Origin of the sequence: Dialister sp. CAG:357 (assembly GCF_000435155.1) — a bacterium.
Lineage (GTDB): Bacteria > Bacillota > Negativicutes > Veillonellales > Dialisteraceae > Dialister > Dialister hominis.
In genome coordinates, this window is record NZ_FR896458.1 from 1 (window position 1) to 17,175 (window position 17,175).

A 17,175-nucleotide genomic window follows, 5' to 3' on the forward strand; every position below is an offset into this window, starting at 1 on the left:
CCAGAATGGTCCAAAAAAATATCCGCACCCCCTCCGCCTCCTCTACCGCTCTCCTCCTCCCCACTCAAAAGCCCGGGATTTTTCAGGATCCCGGGCTTTTTCTTTTCTACTATATATACTTTATATAATATTCCCTTATTTAATGTGTGCGAGGATGGCTTCGGTCATTTCTATGCCGTTTACTTTTTTCATGCCTTCTTTGTAGATGTCGCCGGTTCTGTAGCCTTCGTCCAGGGTGTCGGAGACAGCTTTTTCTATGGCGTCGGCGGCTTTGTCTTCGTTCAGGGAGTAGCGGAGGAGCATGGCGGCGGAGAGGATGGCGGCTATCGGGTTGGCTATGCCTTTTCCTGCGATGTCCGGGGCGGAGCCGTGGATGGGTTCGTAGAGGCTGGTTTCCTGGCCTATGCTGGCAGAGGGGAGCATACCTACGGATCCGGAGAGTACGGCGGCTTCGTCGGAGAGGATGTCACCGAACATGTTGCCTGTGACTACTACGTCGAAGAAGGACGGGTGGATGGCGAATTGCTGGGCGCAGTTGTCTACGTACATGTGGTCGAGTTTGACGTCGGGGTATTCTTCGTCATGGACGCGGATGACGGTTCGGCGCCAGAGGCGGGATGTGGCGAGGACGTTGGATTTGTCTACGCTGGTGACGTGGTTCTTTCTTTTTCTGGCTGCTTCGAAGGCAAATCTTGCGATGCGTTCGACTTCGGGGACGGAGTAGTTTTCGAGGTCCCATGCTCTTTCGGCGCCGTTATGGATTTCGGATTCGCAGCGGTCGCCGAAGTAGATGCCGCCGACGAGTTCTCTGACGATCATGATGTCGGTGCCTTTGGCGATTTCGGGTTTCAGCGGAGAGTAGTCGATCATGGAGTCGGAGATGCGGACGGGACGGAGGTTGACGTAGAGTCCGAGTTGTTTCCGAAGGCCCAGGATGGCTTTTTCGGGACGGAGGTCGGGTGTGAGGTGGTCCCACTGGTCTCCTCCTACGGCGCCGAAGAGGACGGCGTCGGCTTTGCGGCAGGATTCGATGGTTTCTTCGGGAAGCGGGGATCCTGTGTGGTCGTAGGCGGTGCCACCTGCTTCTTTCCATTCGAACTGGAAGCCGATTTTATAGATTTCATCGATTTTCTCGAGGACGCGGACGGTTTCTTCCGTGATTTCCTGCCCTATCCCGTCGCCCGGGATGACTGTGATTTTCTTTGCCATCATTTTTTCTCCTTTACGTAATTGATGAGTCCGCCTGCTTTGGCGATTTCTTCAATGAATCCGGGAAGCGGCGGGGCCTGGAAGGTATCGCCGGTGGTGACGTCTTCGATGGTGCCTTTGGAGAGGTCGACTTTGAGGATGTCGCCGGCGTGGATCTTTTCGACGTCTTTCCCGATTTCAAGGAGCGGGAGGCCTACGTTGATGCCGTTTCTGTAGAAGATGCGGGCAAAGGATTCTGCGATGATGACGGGTATGCCGGATGCTTTGATAGCGATGGGTGCGTGTTCTCTGGAGGAGCCGCAGCCGAAGTTTCTTCCGCCGACCATGATGTCGCCTGCTTTGACTTCTTTGGCAAATGTAGGGTCGATGTCGACCATGCAGTGGGATGCGAGTTCTTTTGGATCGAATGTGTTCAGGTATCTTGCGGGGATGATGACATCGGTATCGATGTTGTCGCCGTAGCGCCAGATTTTTCCTTCTAAGACTGCCATATTACTTGACCTCCTTCGGCGCCGCGATGCGGCCCAGTACTGCGCTGGCTGCCGCTGTCTGCGGTCCTGCCAGGTAAATTTCGGAATCGGTCGGACCCATGCGTCCGATGAAGTTTCTGTTCGTTGTGGAGACGCATTTTTCTCCGGATGCGAGGATGCCCATGTATCCGCCAAGGCACGGCCCGCAGGTCGGTGTGGATACGGCGCAGCCTGCATCGATGAATGTATCGATGTATCCTGCATGCATGGCGTCTTTGTAAATCTGCGGGGTGGCCGGGATGACGATGCAGCGGACGTCGGGATGGATCTTGTGTCCTTTGATGATGGATGCGGCGATGGCGAGGTCTTCAAGGCGGCCGTTCGTGCAGGAGCCGATGACGACCTGGTCGATCTTGATTTCTCCGAATGTCCCTACTTCTTTCGCATTCTCAGGGAGATGCGGGAAGGAAACGACGGGTTTCATGGAGGAGAGGTCGATGGTGACTTCTCTTGCATAGCGGGCATCGGGATCCGGAGTGACGACGACTTTTGGACCGTGGTATCTGCTTTCGATGTAGGCTTCTGTTCTTTCGTCGACGGGGAAAATGCCGTTTTTTGCGCCGGCTTCGATGGCCATGTTCGCAATGGTGAAGCGGTCGGTCATGGAGAGTGTCTTCACGCCCGGGCCTTCGAATTCAAGGGACTGGTAGAGGGCACCATCGACGCCGATCATGCCGATGAGTTTCAGGATGACGTCCTTGCCTGTGATGTCGGAGGGCTTGGCGCCAGTCAGTGTCACTTTGATACCATCGGGGACTTTGAACCATGCGCGTCCTATCGCCATAGCGACGCCAAGGTCGGTGGAGCCGACGCCGGTAGAGAATCCGCCGAGGGCGCCGTAGGTGCAGGTGTGGGAGTCCGCACCGATGGTGACCATGCCCGGGCCTACGAGGCCTTTTTCAGGAAGGAGGGCATGCTCGATGCCGACCCGGCCCTGTTCGAAGTAGTGCGTGATGTGGTGCTCGCGGGCGAAGTCTCTGACGATCTTGGCCAGGCCTGCTGACTTGATGTCTTTGGCCGGCTGGAAATGGTCGGGAACAAGGACGATCTTGTCCTTATCAAAAACGGGGCGTCCGATGCGCTTGAATTCAGCGATCGATGGCGGAGCGGTGATGTCATTCGCCATGACGAGGTCGAGCGAGCAGGTGATCAGATCTCCTGCTTTCACGGAATCCACGCCGGCGTGCGCCGCCAGAATTTTTTGTGTCATTGTCATTCCCATAAGCTTACCTCCTGCAATTCTTTTCCCAATAAAAAAATCCTCCATCTCCAAAGAGACGAAGGATTCGCGGTACCACTCTCATTCATGACCCAAGGGTCATGCACTCAAAACCTGTAACGGCGGATGACCGGCACGGCCTACTATTTTCAGCCTGCGACTCGGGGACGAGTTCAACGATCGGCCGCTGCCGTTTTCCACTATACAACGGCTCCCTGTGAGCGGCGGGGATGTTTACTATTTCCCGTCAATGTCTTTATCTTATGCCTTGTACTTTAGCACAAGATGAGGAGCGTTGCAAATATTATTTTCAGAATTTATTCTTCCCTGGTTTCCATGAAATCTTTCAGGTTGTGCTTGTAGAGATGCAGGATGCCATAGAAGTACTGCTGCTTTTTGACGTAGCCTGTGTTTTCGAACCAGTCCTTCACGAGCTTTCCTCCGACGAGGACGCTTCCGAAGGGAACGATCAGGGCGACGCAGAGCATGATGATGAACTGGAGGATGTCCATGCGCTTCGGGCTTTTGACGATTTCCGCCAGACGGCATTCATGCCGGAGATCTTCCAGGAATTTCTCGTAGTTCTCACGCTCGGAGAGTGCCTTTTCGTTTGCGACAAGGCAGGCATTATGACCGCACCAGCCGTAGCGGATGCCGTATTTCTCGAATTTTGTTTCTATCTTCCCCGGAAGGGCGCGCATCAAGGCTACATTTCCCACGAAAAGGAAATGGGCGTCCTTCGGGAAGAGCCAGTTCTGTATGATCCACTGGTCTTCGCTCAATATGATGAGGCGGATGCCGCCGGGCAGCGTTTCTTCCGGGTGCTCCTCCTCTTCATTTCGAATCATCCGCAGCATGCGGTTGGAAAAGGAAGAGTCCGTCCCGGCTGTTACCACATAGAGTATTTTCTGATTGTCCACATTTCCTCCACAGTCTTTCAATTCCGGATGGATTTCTTTGCCCCTATCATACCACTAACTACGAATTTTTTCGATGACAAAGATTCGCATTAATCGTGCGAGCTTATTCGACGCCGGGGAAGCTGTCGACGAATTCGACTCTGACATCCGGGAAGGAATTGACAATCTCGACGGTGAAATCTTCGCCATAGTCGACGATCTCCCACTCGCCTATGTCGCGCGGGAAGGCATCGACGAGCTTGACGCGGATGTCGGGGAATGAATTGACGACCTTGATCTTGATGTCTCCGAAGTTCCTGACGATTTTCACTTTGCCGGCCAGCTTGATGCCCTTGTAGTACCCGTCCCGGCTGACGGGGTTCGAGGCGGATGCGGCCATCGGAAATGCGGCAAGGATCAGGAAAAGCGCGGCGATGATGGCTAAGATTTTTTTCATGATGTCCTCCTTCCGGGAATGTCCCTTTTCTTTATTATACTCTTAGACAGGACAGAATCCGTCATGTTTCAAGAGCCTTAGAAATAATTTCCAGATTTCTTTCTTCTTCTTCTCCTGACGCGGTTGATATGGCGCTCGAAGTCGCCATTGTCGATGAATTCCGCCAGAACGAGCTGGTCATAGACGGGGACGGTGCAGGAGTAGAAGCCTGCCTTCTTTTCGTAAAGGGCCATGCAGGACCTGGGAAGGACGAGGTAGCCGGCGCGGATGGACGGCGCGATCGTCTTGGAGAATGTGTTCATGTAAATGACAAGGCCGTCGGGCGCGAGTGAAAAGAGCGTGTCTTCCGGCTTGGAGAGGAGCGTGAATTCGGAGTCGAAGTCGTCTTCGATGATGTATCCTCCCCTCGCCTTGGCCCAGCGGATGTACTTGGCGCGCTTGGAGGCAGAGGCGGTGATGCCGGATGGAAAGGAATTGAAGGGCGTCACGTGAAGGACGGAGGCTTTCGTGCGGGAGAGCTCTCCGGATTCGATGCCGTCCTCTCCCATGGTGAGGAGGTCCGTCCTTGCGCCATTCGCTTCGTAGACTTTGCGGATCTTATCGTAGGATGGATTCTCCAGGGCGTAGAGGCGGTCTCTTCCAAGGACCTGCACGTTGAGGCCGTAAATGTATTCGGCGCCGGAACCAATCAGGATCTGCTCAGGGGAGACGTCCATCCCGCGGCTCCTCGCCAGGTATCTGGAAAGCGCGCCCCTCAGTTCTTCGCAGCCGCGGCTCGGCGACGGGTTGAGGATTTTTCGGCCGTAGTTGGAAAGGACGGAGCGCATCGTCCTGGCAAAGGCGGAGAAGGGAAAGAGATCCCGTTCCCCTTCGTCCCGGAGCTCTGCCTTGACGGGCGGCGCCGCTTTCCTTTCATGCGGACGGGGCGCGGCATAGGAAGAGTCCTCGCGGTACGTCACGTAGCATCCGCTTCTTTCCCTCGGCTCGATGTAGCCTTCCTCGGTCAGGAGCGAGAGCGCATGCTCGACGGTGATGATGCTCGTCCCTTTCTGGTCTGCAATGCGCCTCTTGGAGGGTATCTTCGTCCCGTAGTCATAGACACCCCTTGTGATCGCATCGCGCAGGTTCACATACAGCTTCATGTAAGCGTTCATTTTCCTTCTTTTTATCCTCTATCTGGTCTTATTTTTAAAATCATTTCTGGTGATTTTCATATACTCAGATTTTTATTATAATCCAAAGCATAAAGAAGTGCAAAAAGGAGTGATTCTCATGAATAACGGACTGACAGCAGCAAGAAGGGCGCCGCGCATTGAGACGAAGCACAATACGCGCTGGCTCACCCTCTGCGGCTTATTCATGGCTATAAACATAGGACTGTCCTCGTTCGGACTTCCCGTACCGGGCGGTCATCTCTATCTGAATGATATCGTCATCGTGGCAGCGGCATTGATCCTCGATCCCCTCGGTGCTTTCCTCGTCGGAGGCGTCGGCGCGTTTCTGGGAGATTTCTTCTTCTACCCTCTCCCGATGTTCGTATCGCTTGCGACGCACGGCATCCAGGCCATGGCGATTTCCCACCTCGTCCACAATTACCAAGGCGAGCACAAAATGCGCCGGGTGATCTTCGCGGTCCTTGTCGGCGCCGTCATCATGGTCGTGGGCTACTCGCTTGGCCGCGCGTATGTCTACAGCACGCCTGCCTATGCATGGATCAAGCTTCCTTATGAAATCCTGCAGGCTCTCTTCGGCGTCATCTGCGGTCCCTTCCTCGTCTGGAAATGGAAACTGGACGACCTCGCCCGCCGTATGATCGACGGAGATTATTAAGTTCACAAAGAAGGCATCACTTTTCTTGCCTTCTTTTAAATTACCCTTTTTTCAGGAAATTTCCCATTTCCTGTACCATTTCCTATTTTGAAAGGAGCATTCTCATGGCAAACGAAAGATATGAACTGAACAAGGAACTCGCGCAGATGCTGAAGGGCGGCGTCATCATGGACGTCACAACCCCGGAGCAGGCAAAGATTGCAGAGGACGCTGGCGCGGCTGCCGTCATGGCGCTCGAACGCATCCCGGCAGATATCCGTGCGGCCGGCGGGGTCTCGCGCATGAGCGATCCGAAGATGATTCGCGGCATCCAGGAGGCCGTCTCCATCCCTGTCATGGCCAAGTGCCGTATCGGACACTTCGTCGAGGCGCAGATTCTGGAAGCGATTGAAATCGACTACATCGACGAAAGCGAAGTCCTCTCCCCGGCAGACGATGTGTACCATATCGACAAGACGAAGTTCAAGGTGCCCTTCGTCTGCGGCGCCAAGGACCTGGGCGAAGCGCTCCGGAGAATCAGCGAAGGCGCTTCCATGATCCGCACCAAGGGCGAACCGGGCACGGGCGACATCATCCAGGCTGTCCGCCACATGAGAAAAATTCAGAAGCAGATCGCTGACACGGCAGCCAGACGTCCGGATGAGCTGTATGAAACGGCCAAGGAACTCCAGGTCCCCTATGATCTTGTCCTCTACGTCCATGACCATAAGAAACTCCCCGTCGTCAACTTTGCTGCCGGCGGCGTGGCCACTCCGGCCGATGCGGCTCTCATGATGCAGCTCGGCGCAGAAGGCGTCTTCGTAGGATCCGGCATTTTCAAATCCGGCAATCCTGCCAAGAGAGCCGCTGCCATCGTCAAGGCTGTCACGAATTACAACGATCCTGAAATCCTTGCGAAACTCTCCGAAGACCTGGGAGAAGCCATGGTCGGCATCAATGAAAATGAAATCAAACTCATCATGGCTGAACGCGGCCAGTAAGGAGGAGATATGGCAAGAATAGGAATCCTCGCTCTGCAGGGCGCCTTCATCGAGCATGAAAGAATGCTGCGCGAAATGGGCGCCGAATGCATCGAGATCAGAAATAAGAAACAGCTCGCAGAGCCTATCTCCGGGCTCGTCCTCCCCGGCGGAGAAAGCACCGTCCAGAGAAAACTCCTCATCGAAGAAGGACTTCTTCAGCCGCTGAAGGAAAAAATCCAAAGGGGAATGCCGGTCCTCGCCACCTGCGCCGGCCTCATCCTCCTCGCCAAGGAAATCGAAGGAGGAGACCCGGTCTGCTTCGGCACCCTTCCCGTCACGGTGAGAAGAAACGCCTACGGCAGGCAGCTCGGAAGTTTCATTACGGAGGAAGAGTTCAAGGGACTTGGAAAGATCAAGATGAACTTCATCCGCGCCCCCTACGTCGTCTCCGCCTCTCCGGAAACAGAGATCCTAGCAAGGGCTGATGGGAATATCGTAGCCGTCCGCTACAAACACCAAACCGCCCTCGCCTTCCATCCGGAAGTAGGAACGGATGAAAGGATCCATGAGATGTTCTATGAAGAAGTGTTGGAGGGTGGGGAGTGGTGAGGGATTAAAACCTCAAAAGCAAGGGAAAAAGATTAAAACCTTAGAAAGCAAAGGAAAACCGGACAACCAAGGCTGACGCCTTGAGAAAAACCATAAAACCTCGCTGCGCTCGAGGAAATGCAACTCATCCGTCGGCTCCGCCGCCACCTTCCCTTCCAGGGCAAGGTCAAGACCGGCCTACGGCCCTGAAAATCAGAACTCTGTACATCGCAGTTGATAATAACCGTTCACGACGATGCGGAAGGTTTTGACCTGCCCCAGCGGGGAAGGAGTACCGGCTTATCATTTAACTGTTGCCGGGAAAGGGGTGCAGTATTCATCGGTTTTTATAAAAAGTTCCAACGAGCAAAGCGAGGTTGGCATGTTTTCCCATTCGCCATACTTGGCGGTTGTACGGTTTCTATATAAGAGCCTTAAACCAGTCTTCGACTGAGGAACTACATCTTATCCGTCGGCTCCGCCGCCACCTTCTCCTCCCGGAGCAAGGTTAAAGGCGTACCTTGGCCTTTTAGCGGCGCTGCGTGAGCAGCATCAGCATCCTTTCCCCAATAAAAAAGCAGTCCTTTTCGGGCTGCTTTTTTGATTGCAATCTTTATTTCTTTTCGTCTTTTGGTTTGGACAGGATGATATCTAGGCCGGCCTGGTCGAAGATGTCGGTTTCGCTGGCGGGGCCTATGATGAGGAGGTTTCTGTATTTGCCGTCTACGTGAGCAGCAAAGGCTCTGATGTGGAGCGGGATGAGGTAGTTGTCTGCTACGAAGACGGGGTTGATGGATGCGGTGTAGATGTTTTCGTATCCCTTGAGTTTGTGGATCTGTTCTACTTTCGGGATGCGGACGGAGAGGATGCCGTAGGGGATTTCTTCTCCTTCCAGTTTGACAGCAGATGCTGTCTTGAGGAAGACGTCGTTCAAGCCGTATTCGAGGCGCAGGAGGGCTACGTTGTAGGTGTAGAGCTGGCGGATGGCGTCCTGGGAGAGGTTTCCTTTGACGAAGAATTTGCTGTATTGTTCGTCGGCAAGGTCTCCTTCGTACTGGGCGCCGGTGACGAATGCGGCTGCTGTGATGTCTTTCTTTTTGACGTTGACGACGCCGCTGTAGAAGATGTCTTCTTTGGTAAGGTTCGAGAGCGGCGCGTAGGTGATGTTGTTTTTGAGTTTTGCGTCTTTGAAGTAATCGTCGCCTTTGGTTCTCGGGTAGAGTGTGTCGGGAAGGGCAACCTGCGGCTGTACCTGTTTTGCGGCAAGGCTGGCTTCGGCGGCTTTCTTGGCTTCGATGACTGTGTTATCGTCCTTGGGTTTGACGGCGCTGGTATCTGTCTTTGCTTTGATAGTAACGACAGGTTTCGCAGCCGGGGCTGGTGCTGCTTCTGCGGCGCCTCCTCCCATGCCGGTCAGTGTCATGGCGCTAAAGACGATGGCTGTTAAAAGCTTTTTCATTTGCCTGCTTCCTCAAGGGCTTTGTCGAAGAAGGTGTCGAGGTATTTTCCGGATGCCTGGTCGGCTACGAAGACTGTGTAAATGGTGCTTGTGCCGCTTCTTGTGATGATGCCCTTTGCGAATACGGGGATGACGAATCCATCTTTATGGACAAGGGCTTTGACGGAGCCGGTGCGGTAGGAAAGCCCGTTCTTGGAAACTTTGTCTTCCCAGTGGGAGTTTTCAGTAATTTCTACTTTCTTGCCCCATGCGGTCTGCATGCCATCCAGGACATCGCCGCTGTTTTTGATTTCGCTCTTTTCTTCTTTGGCTTCTTTCTTCGTTTCTTTCTTTGCTTCTGCCTTTACAGTTTTTTCTGTTGCTGCTTTGGTGGCTGCTGCCTTGACGGTTTCGCCTTCAGCAGCTGTTTCTTCGGCAGCAGGAGCGGCTTTGCCCTCGGTGACTTTATTGTCAGCGGAAGCGGCTGCTGCGGTTTCCGGTTCAATGACCGGGGATGCTTCTGCCTGGGCAGCGTTCAGTGCGAGGAGAAGTTTGGTCATGTCGTTATCGGAAACGGCGATGGAAAGGACCATTCCCTGGTAGTAAGTGTCATTGGCAGAGGCGCAGACCTGGTAGACTTTGGCAGATTTCAGGATGCTGGCCGCAACGGAGGCAAATTGTTTATTGTTGACGGAGTTTTCAGGAAATACATTGCCCTGAGCGAGGATTTCCTGGATGGTGCCTTCGACGTTGCCGGTCAGAAGCCAGTCATGGAACTGTCCGCCGAAGAAGGTTCTTTCTCCGGGAAGGACGCTAATGGAGCTTCCAAGGTCGAGTTTCTGGTCTCCTGCTGTTGTGATGGAAGCAGCAGAAACTGCGGATGCGCCGGATACGAGAATCATTGCCGCAGCGGAAGCGGCGAGCCATTTTTTCAATTTCATGTGATCACCTTTTTATAGATAAATGAGTTTCTTCGAATTTCGAGGTATATAGTTTATTATATCATTTTCTAAAGCAGGTGCAAAAAAAGAGAGGCATCAGCAAAATGTGTGATCATTTTGCTGATGCCTCTTTGGAGGTGGGAGTATTAGCGATGAAAATCTTACGAGCAATTGTAGTGAAGATGAAAACCATACAACCGAGCTGCGCTCGTGGTAATCAACCCTATCCACCGCAAAGCGGTCCCCCTTCCCCGTCTGGGAAGGCAAGTATTAGCGGCGCTGCGGGTTTTGTCATTTCCTCTGCCCTTTTTTATCTGTTCTTGAGGTCGTCTTCGATGATCTGGGTCTTTAGGGCCTGGAGTTTGTCGGAGAGGTTGACTTCCATGATGTTCGGGTTCATGAGGCGTTTGTATTCCGGCCAGAGGGTTTCCATCTGTTCGTTGGCATAGGCGATGGTTTCTTTGAGGGTCGGGAGTGGTTCTGCTTCTCCGTTTCTCATGACAGGCTTGAGCATTTCTTCGCAGGTGTACTTGCCTGCTTTGAGGTATTTCTTTCTCCATTTAGCGGATTCGGTGACGAGGGTGAAGTCTCCGCCGTCCGGTTTTGCTTCGTTTTCGAGGCAGATGAGGTCGGTGATCATTTTGCCGTTGTCTTTTCTGTAGAAGCGGCGGACGGTCTTGATGCCCGGGTTGGTCATCTTGGATACGTCGTTGGAGATTTTCATGACGGGTTCGAAGCCGTCACCCTGTTCTCTGGCGCTCATTTTGAAGACGCCGCCTAGGGCGGATGTGCCGTCGGCTGTGATGATCTTGGTGCCTACGCCCCAGCTGGTGACGGTGCAGCCCTGTTCTTTGAGGGACTGGATGAGGTATTCGTCAAGGTCGTTGGAGCCGGAGATGATGGCGTCGGGGAAGCCTGCTTCTGTGAACATGCGGGTAGCTTCGCGGGATAGATAGCCAAGGTCACCGCTGTCGATTCGGATGCCGTATTTCTTCGGGAGCTGGCCTTTGGCTTTGAGTTCTTTGAAGACTTGGATGGCATGCGGTACGCCCATTTCAAGAACGTTGTAGGTGTCGGCGAGAAGAATGAGGTTGTCATGGTACTGACGGACGTATTCTTCGAAGGCTTCGAGTTCGGTGTCGAAGCTCATGATCCAGCTGTGTGCCATAGTGCCGAGGACGGGGATACCAAAGAGGCAGCCGGCTTCTACGTTGGATGTGCCGTTGAAGCCGCCGATCATGGCAGCGCGTGCGCCCCAGAGTCCTGCGGAGTGGCCCTGCGCACGGCGAAGGCCGAATTCCATGAGTGCGTCTTTCGGTGCGACGGTGCGGACGCGGCGTGCTTTGGTAGCAATGAGGCTTTCATGGTTCATGATCATGGAAAGTCCTGTTTCGATCAGCATGGCTTCGGTGGTCGTGCCGTGGAAGCGGAGAAGGATTTCTCCCGGAAATGCGACGGTGCCTTCCGGCATGGCATAGATGTCGCCATGGAAGCGGAAGTCTTTCAGGTAGTCGAGGAATTCCGGATAGAAGATGCCAAGGCTTCTCAAGTACTCGATGTCTTCTGCATCGTAACGGAAGTTCTTCACGAAGTCGACAAGGTGCTGAATGCCGGCCACGACGGTGTATCCGCCGTCGAATGGGTTCTTTCTGTAAAAGCGGTCAAAGACGACTTTTCTTTCGTGCATGCCTTTCTTGAAAAGCGCATTTGCCATTGTCAACTGATAAAGGTCCGTAATAAGCCCGTTTGAAGCCATTTTATCCTCCTCCGAAATTAATTACAGGTAAATAATGATTGTATCTTTAGTTGAAGATTATACCACTTTCATCATGAATCGTATACAAAAAAGGAGAAAGTGCATAAATTGCAAACTTTTCTCCTTCTTCTTTTCATTTAGGCAATACTTTTATTGTTTACTTATAATACGCATTCTTTGACGTTCCCGTCGACGGATGTCACTTTCACGCGGGCGCTGTCGAGGCGGAACACGGTCATCTGGCACTGCAGGAGCGCTTCGGGGTCCTGTATACTGTCACGATACGATTTCACGACGGCTTCATGCACGCACTCGCGTTGGTCTTCATTGAGCCTTCCGATGACGGAAATCCAGGATTTGTCCGGATGCGTCGCACAGATTTCCATCTGCGGATCGGCTTTCAGCCGTTTGTACAATGGTGAATCCTTCGGTGTGAAGATGCAGAGTTTTCCTTCGTAAAGGTAAATGCCATTCAAGGGGCGCACGCGCGGCTGCCGTGCGTCTTCCGTGGCGATGTAAAAAACGCCGCATTCACGCAGGTATTCGCGTACTTTTGCGCTGTTTTCCATATTTCATTCCCCCATTTCGCGGATAAGCATCCGCTTTTCTGTCCGCAGCCTCTATCCGCGGACCTTATTTCGATTTGTTCTGGTTATATTGTACTCCCTTTCATGGAAATTGTCTGTATGGCGGAGCAGATTGGGGTTATTGAAAACATTTTGAGGAATGGTAAGAGGATGTGGGGAGGGGGATGGGAAAACTGTAAAGATGGGGGAAAAACATACAACAAGGGAAAAACAGAAATGCTTGATAAAACCATACTGCCGCCTTACAGGCTGGGAAATGAACCTCCTCAGGCGCATGCGCGCCAGCTCCCCCTACGGGGCGAGCTCAAACACCCTTAAACCAAGGCTAACGCCTTGAGGAAGACCTCAAAACCTGGCTGCGCTCGATGAAATTCAACTCATCCGTCGGCTTCGCCGCCACCTTCTCCTCCCGGAGCAAGGTTAAGACCGGCCTACGGCCCTGAAAATCAGGACTCAGTACATCGCAGTTAATAATATCCGTTCACGTCGATTCGGAAGGTTTTGACCTGCCCCAGCGGGGAAGGAGTACCGGCTTTCAGCTGTTGCCGGGAAAGGGGTGCAGTATTCATTGGTTTTTATAAAAAGGTTTCACGAGCAAAGCGAGGTTGTGTGGTTTCGCACTTGACCTTGCTCTGGAAGAGAAGGTGCCCGACCTTAAACTCTTATGTCGGGCGGATGAGTTGCATTTCGTACAGACGTTAGTCTGGTTGTGTGGTGTTTTAGTTCGCGCTCCGTCTCGGTTGTACGGTTTCTATATAAGAGCCTTTAGATTTTAAGGCGCACCTTGGCACTTTGACGCTTCTCCCCCCTCTCCATTCGAAAAGCCAGGTTCCGTTTGGGGAATCTGGCATTTTTGCTATCTTTTTTATTCTTTTGGCAGTGCGCTTTGTCTGTCTGGGAGGATGGTGACTTTGGCATCTAGGTGGGTCAGGATGTCTATGACCATGTCTCTGGTGTCGGCTGTGGAGTTGATGCGGCAGGTGGCTCTTTTTGGATCCAATGTGGTGAGGATGCCGAGGTACTCGTAGCCTTCTATGATGCGGTTGATGTAGTTGACGTCGCTTGGGTCTATTTCTATGTAGACGGCTGTGTCTTCAAGGTCTTTCATTTTGCGCGCCTCCTGAGGATGGTGTATGGCAGGAGCGGGGCATCTGTCGTCAGGGTGAGTTCTTCGAGCGGATGCGGGGCTTTGTCTACGGTTTCGCCTTCGCTATTGACGAGGGATCCTACGGTCATCTGGCCTACGTCGCCTTTCGGTGTGAGGTATTCGAGGACTTCGCCGACTTTGAAGTGGTTTCTCTGCTGTACTTTGAAGGTTTTTCCTTCTTCTTTTGTTTCGAGGATGAGTCCTACGAAGTCATAGGGCTGTTCGGGCTGGGAGTGGTCGTATTCCTGGGCGGTCTTGTCCGGGTTCTGGAATGCGAAGGCTGTGGTGTACGGGCGGTGGGAGACTTTTTCGAGTTCTTCTCTCCATTCGGGGCGTACTTTGTAGTTTTCGCGTTCTTCGTAGTATGCGTCGATGGCTTTTCTGTAAGCGGCTACGACGGCTGCTACGTAGTAGACGGATTTCATGCGGCCTTCGATTTTAAGGGAGGAGGCGCCGCCTTCGATGAGGTCTTTGATGTTATCGACCATGCAGAGGTCTTTGCTGTTGAATACGTAGGTGCCGTGTTCGTCTTCTTCGACGGGCCAGTATTGTCCTGGTCTGGATTCTTCGACGACGCTGTATTTGAAGCGGCATGCCTGGATGCATTCGCCTTTGTTGGACTGGCGGCGTCCGTTGGTGAAGAAGTTGGAGAGGAGACAGCGGCCGGACCAGGAGATGCAGAGGGCGCCGTGGCCGAAGACTTCGAGTTCGATGTCGACGCGGCGGCGGATTTCTGCCATTTCCTTAAGGGATACTTCGCGGGCAAGGACGACGCGGGATGCGCCCATGTCTTTCCATGCTTTGACGGTGCGCCAGTTGGCAGAACTTGCCTGTGTGGAAACGTGGATGGGCAGGTTCGGTGCGACTTCGCGGCAGAGCTGGAATACGCCGAGGTCGGAGATGAGGGCTGCGTCTACGTGGATTTCCTCCAGGTACTTCAGGTAGCTGTCAAGGCCGACGAAGTCTTCGTTTCTCGGGATGATGTTCACGGTGACGTAGACTTTGCGTCCCATGGAGCGTGCGTATTCGACGGCTTCTTTCATTTCTTCAGGGGAGAAGTTGCCGCCGTACGCGCGCAGTCCGAATACTTTGCCCGCCAGATAGACGGCATCGGCTCCGTAAAGAAGGGCCATTTTCATTTTTTCCATTGTTCCCGCCGGTGCGAGAAGTTCCATTTTTTTCATCGTTTACCTCTTTATATCTTTCGGTGAGGAAACGGCCAGGCCGTCTCCCTCTTCATAAATGACTGTATTGTATTTTTCCTCTACATAGGAAATGTATTCCCGGAGGCGCATGACGAGTGTCCGGTAGCGGTGCGCTACGGGCTCGCTGCTTCTGACGAGTCCCCGGAAGAGGACGTTGTCGGCGCAGATCACGGCGCGCGGGGAAAGTTTCGGCTCGATTTCCATAAGTTCCCTCAGGTACTGGCCTTTGGGGCCGTCGAGGTAGAGGAAATCGTAAGTGCCGGATAATGTTTTCAGGATGTCCGCAGCATCGCCCAGGTGGCAGTGGACGCGGTCTTCCATGCCTGCTTCTTTCATGGCGGAAACGGCAATTTCATGTCTTTCGGGATCGACTTCGATGGTGTCGATTTCGGACGAAGGAAATCGCTCTGCCAAAAGGAGCGCGGAGTATCCGATCGCTGTCCCTATTTCCAGGATGCGCCCGGGCATAACGGGCTCTGCGGCCTCAAGAAGGAGGTCTCTTTCCGCAGCGCGTATGATGGGCACATTGTCTCTTTCAGCGATAGTTTCCAGTTTCTTTTTGATGGAGGCGGTATCAGGAGCTTGATCCATAGATGGTCTCCGTTTCTGCCCGGTGCTCGTCGTATGTCTTAGTGAAGACATGGTGTCCGTCTTCTTTGGCGACGTAGTACAGGTACTCGCCCGGCTGGGCTTTCAGTACGGCACGGATGGCTTCCATGCCCGGGCTTCCGATCGGTCCGGGCGGCAGGCCCGGATGGATGTAGGTATTGTATGGGGAGTCGATCTTCGTATCGGCGACGGTGAGTTCTTCTTTCTGCGCACCAAGGGCGTACTGGACGGTCGCGTCGATCTGGAGCGGCATGCCGACTTCCAGACGTTTCAGGATGACGGATGCGATCGGCACCTGGTCTTCCTTGAACTTCGCCTCGCGTTCGACCATGGATGCGATGGTGATGAGGTCATGGAGCGTCATGTGCTTCGCTTCGGCTTCCCTGCGGATTTCCGGCGTCAGCATTTCGTTGGTTCTCTTGTACATGACGTCACAGATCTGGCGCGCGGTATAGTCTAGCGGGAAGCTGTATGTATCCGCGAAAAGGAAACCTTCGCCTTTGACGGGCGCGGCGACCGGGCCGTACATGTACGGAAGCGGTCCGTAGGTCGATGCTTCCTTCACAAAATCCGGAGTGCCGGCGATTCCAGACTTGGCAAAGATCTCGCCCATCTGACGGACGGTGCTGCCTTCCGGAATCGTGACGGTCACGGTATCTGCCTTGCCGCTCTTGAGTTCCTGGGCAGCCTCACGGATGGAGAGGCCCTGATGCATCGAGTAGACGCCGCTCTGAAGCTTCGTTCCGTCGCCGAGAATGCGCATGTAGAAGCGGAACATTTCACTGCTCTTGATGACGCCCTTCTTTTCGAGCATGTCCGCAATGTATGTCCCTGTCGCTTCTTTTGGTACGCTGATAGTGACCTTGCCGGAAAGCGAAGGCCTGTCGACAGCATAGAAATAGAATCCGCCCGCGAGAATCAGGAGCGCGAAGAGTCCGCAGCCAAGTGCTGCCATCTGCTTCTGCGTGAGATGCCTGATCCGGTCAACGGGACTTCCCTTTTCCGGTGAAGAAATCTCGGGAGCTTTTACTTCCGGCTTGTTCTCCCCGGAATTTGTCTTTTTATCGTCCAAATTGCACCTCAAGAGAGTACACTCACTTCCGCCGAGATCCCCCGACTCTCCGAAAGTAAAATTCAAAAATGAGACGCTTATATTATATCATATGAATGAATGAATGAAAATTCTCTGTTTTCCTTCGCAAAGCCCCTGTTTTCCGCCTATTTCCCTGCCGCGCAAAGCAGGAAGAATCGCGAAAAATAGAAGGAAATCCGCTGCTCTCCCCTCGCTGGATTTCCCTTCTTTTTATTACTACGCCGCCGTGCGTGTCATGTTTTCTTTATATGTATTTTAATATATTCTATTATATATACTGGTTAATATTCAGCCTTTTTGAAATATAATAGGATTACATGAAGGATTAGTTTCAGGATTTCCCAGAGGGGAATTAGCCTCCTCGTGGCCTGCGGCTGGTCCTTCATGACACCAAAACCAAAGGATTAACTTCAGGATTTCCCAGTGGGGAATTAGACCCCTCTTGGCCTGCGGCTGGTCTGATGGAGAAAAGGGGCTGTGACCTAATGTGCAATCATTTCGTCACAGTCCTTTTTTCTATTGGAAAATTCCGGCAGGGGATACTAACAAATGTATTTATTGGTTCTATCTGAAAACCTCAAGAGATGCTTCGCCTTTTTATAAACTGCACCTCTTGAAAACCACAAAACCAGCCTTCGGCTGACGAACTACATCTCATCCCCGGTCTCCGGCCGGACCTAGTACAATAGAAGTGTAGTAGATAGG

At 53.0% G+C, this 17,175-nt stretch carries 18 protein-coding genes and 1 other annotated feature; of the genes, 4 read left to right on the plus strand and 14 right to left on the minus strand.

Going from position 1 to position 17,175, the window contains the following annotated elements:
- Positions 1-135: 135 nt before the first annotated feature.
- The 6 genes from leuB to pdxR all read right to left on the minus strand — a co-directional run bounded on the left by leuB (position 136) and on the right by pdxR (position 5,468).
- Positions 136-1,212: a 3-isopropylmalate dehydrogenase gene (leuB, locus tag M3200_RS07560; RefSeq protein ID WP_022382926.1), complete on the minus strand. Its 1,077-nt coding sequence runs from the start codon at positions 1,210-1,212 to the stop codon at positions 136-138.
- Complete coding sequence (locus M3200_RS07565; protein WP_022382927.1) at positions 1,209-1,700, minus strand: 3-isopropylmalate dehydratase small subunit; 492 nt, start codon at positions 1,698-1,700, stop codon at positions 1,209-1,211. Before M3200_RS07565 ends, leuB begins: the two co-directional genes overlap by 4 nt.
- Before the next feature lies 1 nt (position 1,701).
- A complete protein-coding gene (gene leuC / locus M3200_RS07570) occupies positions 1,702-2,961 on the minus strand; it encodes a 3-isopropylmalate dehydratase large subunit (RefSeq protein WP_022382928.1) in 1,260 nt (419 codons plus the stop codon).
- Positions 2,962-3,009: 48 nt separating this feature from the next.
- Positions 3,010-3,218, minus strand: a binding site (T-box leader).
- Between the two features lie 57 nt (positions 3,219-3,275).
- On the minus strand, positions 3,276-3,878 hold the full coding sequence (locus M3200_RS07575; RefSeq protein WP_022382929.1) for a hypothetical protein: 603 nt from the start codon (positions 3,876-3,878) through the stop codon (positions 3,276-3,278).
- Between the two features lie 103 nt (positions 3,879-3,981).
- On the minus strand, positions 3,982-4,314 hold the full coding sequence (locus M3200_RS07580) for a 7(1) septoil knot domain-containing protein (protein WP_022382930.1): 333 nt from the start codon (positions 4,312-4,314) through the stop codon (positions 3,982-3,984).
- 77 nt (positions 4,315-4,391) lie between these two features.
- Positions 4,392-5,468, minus strand: a complete 1,077-nt coding sequence (gene pdxR, locus M3200_RS07585) for a MocR-like pyridoxine biosynthesis transcription factor PdxR (protein ID WP_022382931.1) — start codon at positions 5,466-5,468, stop codon at positions 4,392-4,394.
- A 118-nt stretch (positions 5,469-5,586) separates the two neighbouring features.
- On the opposite strand from pdxR, the gene M3200_RS07590 reads away from it, so the two are divergent.
- The 3 genes from M3200_RS07590 to pdxT all read left to right on the plus strand — a co-directional run bounded on the left by M3200_RS07590 (position 5,587) and on the right by pdxT (position 7,715).
- On the plus strand, positions 5,587-6,144 hold the full coding sequence (locus tag M3200_RS07590) for an ECF transporter S component (protein ID WP_022382932.1): 558 nt from the start codon (positions 5,587-5,589) through the stop codon (positions 6,142-6,144).
- A 104-nt stretch (positions 6,145-6,248) separates the two neighbouring features.
- Entirely contained in the window at positions 6,249-7,124 is an 876-nt protein-coding gene (gene pdxS, locus M3200_RS07595; RefSeq protein WP_022382933.1) for a pyridoxal 5'-phosphate synthase lyase subunit PdxS, read from the plus strand.
- A gap of 9 nt (positions 7,125-7,133) precedes the next feature.
- Complete coding sequence (gene pdxT, locus M3200_RS07600) at positions 7,134-7,715, plus strand: pyridoxal 5'-phosphate synthase glutaminase subunit PdxT (protein ID WP_022382934.1); 582 nt, start codon at positions 7,134-7,136, stop codon at positions 7,713-7,715.
- Between the two features lie 592 nt (positions 7,716-8,307).
- On the opposite strand, the gene M3200_RS07605 is transcribed toward pdxT, so the two are convergent.
- The 4 genes from M3200_RS07605 to M3200_RS07620 all read right to left on the minus strand — a co-directional run bounded on the left by M3200_RS07605 (position 8,308) and on the right by M3200_RS07620 (position 12,398).
- Positions 8,308-9,153 (minus strand): hypothetical protein, encoded by an 846-nt coding sequence (locus M3200_RS07605; RefSeq protein ID WP_022382935.1) that lies wholly within the window; start codon positions 9,151-9,153, stop codon positions 8,308-8,310.
- Complete coding sequence (locus M3200_RS07610; protein ID WP_022382936.1) at positions 9,150-10,073, minus strand: hypothetical protein; 924 nt, start codon at positions 10,071-10,073, stop codon at positions 9,150-9,152. Before M3200_RS07610 ends, M3200_RS07605 begins: the two co-directional genes overlap by 4 nt.
- Before the next feature lie 310 nt (positions 10,074-10,383).
- Entirely contained in the window at positions 10,384-11,829 is a 1,446-nt protein-coding gene (locus M3200_RS07615) for a nicotinate phosphoribosyltransferase (protein ID WP_022382937.1), read from the minus strand.
- 161 nt (positions 11,830-11,990) lie between these two features.
- Positions 11,991-12,398 (minus strand): pyridoxamine 5'-phosphate oxidase family protein, encoded by a 408-nt coding sequence (locus M3200_RS07620; RefSeq protein WP_022382938.1) that lies wholly within the window; start codon positions 12,396-12,398, stop codon positions 11,991-11,993.
- Positions 12,399-12,515: 117 nt separating this feature from the next.
- On the opposite strand from M3200_RS07620, the gene M3200_RS07625 reads away from it, so the two are divergent.
- The gene (locus M3200_RS07625; RefSeq protein WP_022382939.1) at positions 12,516-12,734 is read left to right on the plus strand and encodes a hypothetical protein; all 219 of its coding nucleotides are present in this window, start codon (positions 12,516-12,518) and stop codon (positions 12,732-12,734) included.
- Between the two features lie 547 nt (positions 12,735-13,281).
- On the opposite strand, the gene M3200_RS07630 is transcribed toward M3200_RS07625, so the two are convergent.
- The 4 genes from M3200_RS07630 to mltG are packed head-to-tail and all read right to left on the minus strand — an operon-like array spanning position 13,282 to position 16,449.
- Positions 13,282-13,524, minus strand: coding sequence for a DUF4911 domain-containing protein (locus tag M3200_RS07630; protein ID WP_022382940.1), 243 nt, complete (start codon positions 13,522-13,524; stop codon positions 13,282-13,284).
- Positions 13,521-14,747 carry a peptidase U32 family protein gene (locus M3200_RS07635; RefSeq protein ID WP_022382941.1) on the minus strand — a complete coding sequence of 409 codons (1,227 nt, stop codon included), beginning with the start codon at positions 14,745-14,747 and terminating at the stop codon, positions 13,521-13,523. The genes M3200_RS07630 and M3200_RS07635 overlap by 4 nt, the downstream gene beginning before the upstream one ends.
- Positions 14,748-14,750: 3 nt before the next feature.
- Positions 14,751-15,359, minus strand: coding sequence for an O-methyltransferase (locus M3200_RS07640; protein WP_022382942.1), 609 nt, complete (start codon positions 15,357-15,359; stop codon positions 14,751-14,753).
- A complete protein-coding gene (gene mltG, locus M3200_RS07645) occupies positions 15,343-16,449 on the minus strand; it encodes an endolytic transglycosylase MltG (RefSeq protein ID WP_022382943.1) in 1,107 nt (368 codons plus the stop codon). The genes M3200_RS07640 and mltG overlap by 17 nt, the downstream gene beginning before the upstream one ends.
- Positions 16,450-17,175: the final 726 nt, after the last annotated feature.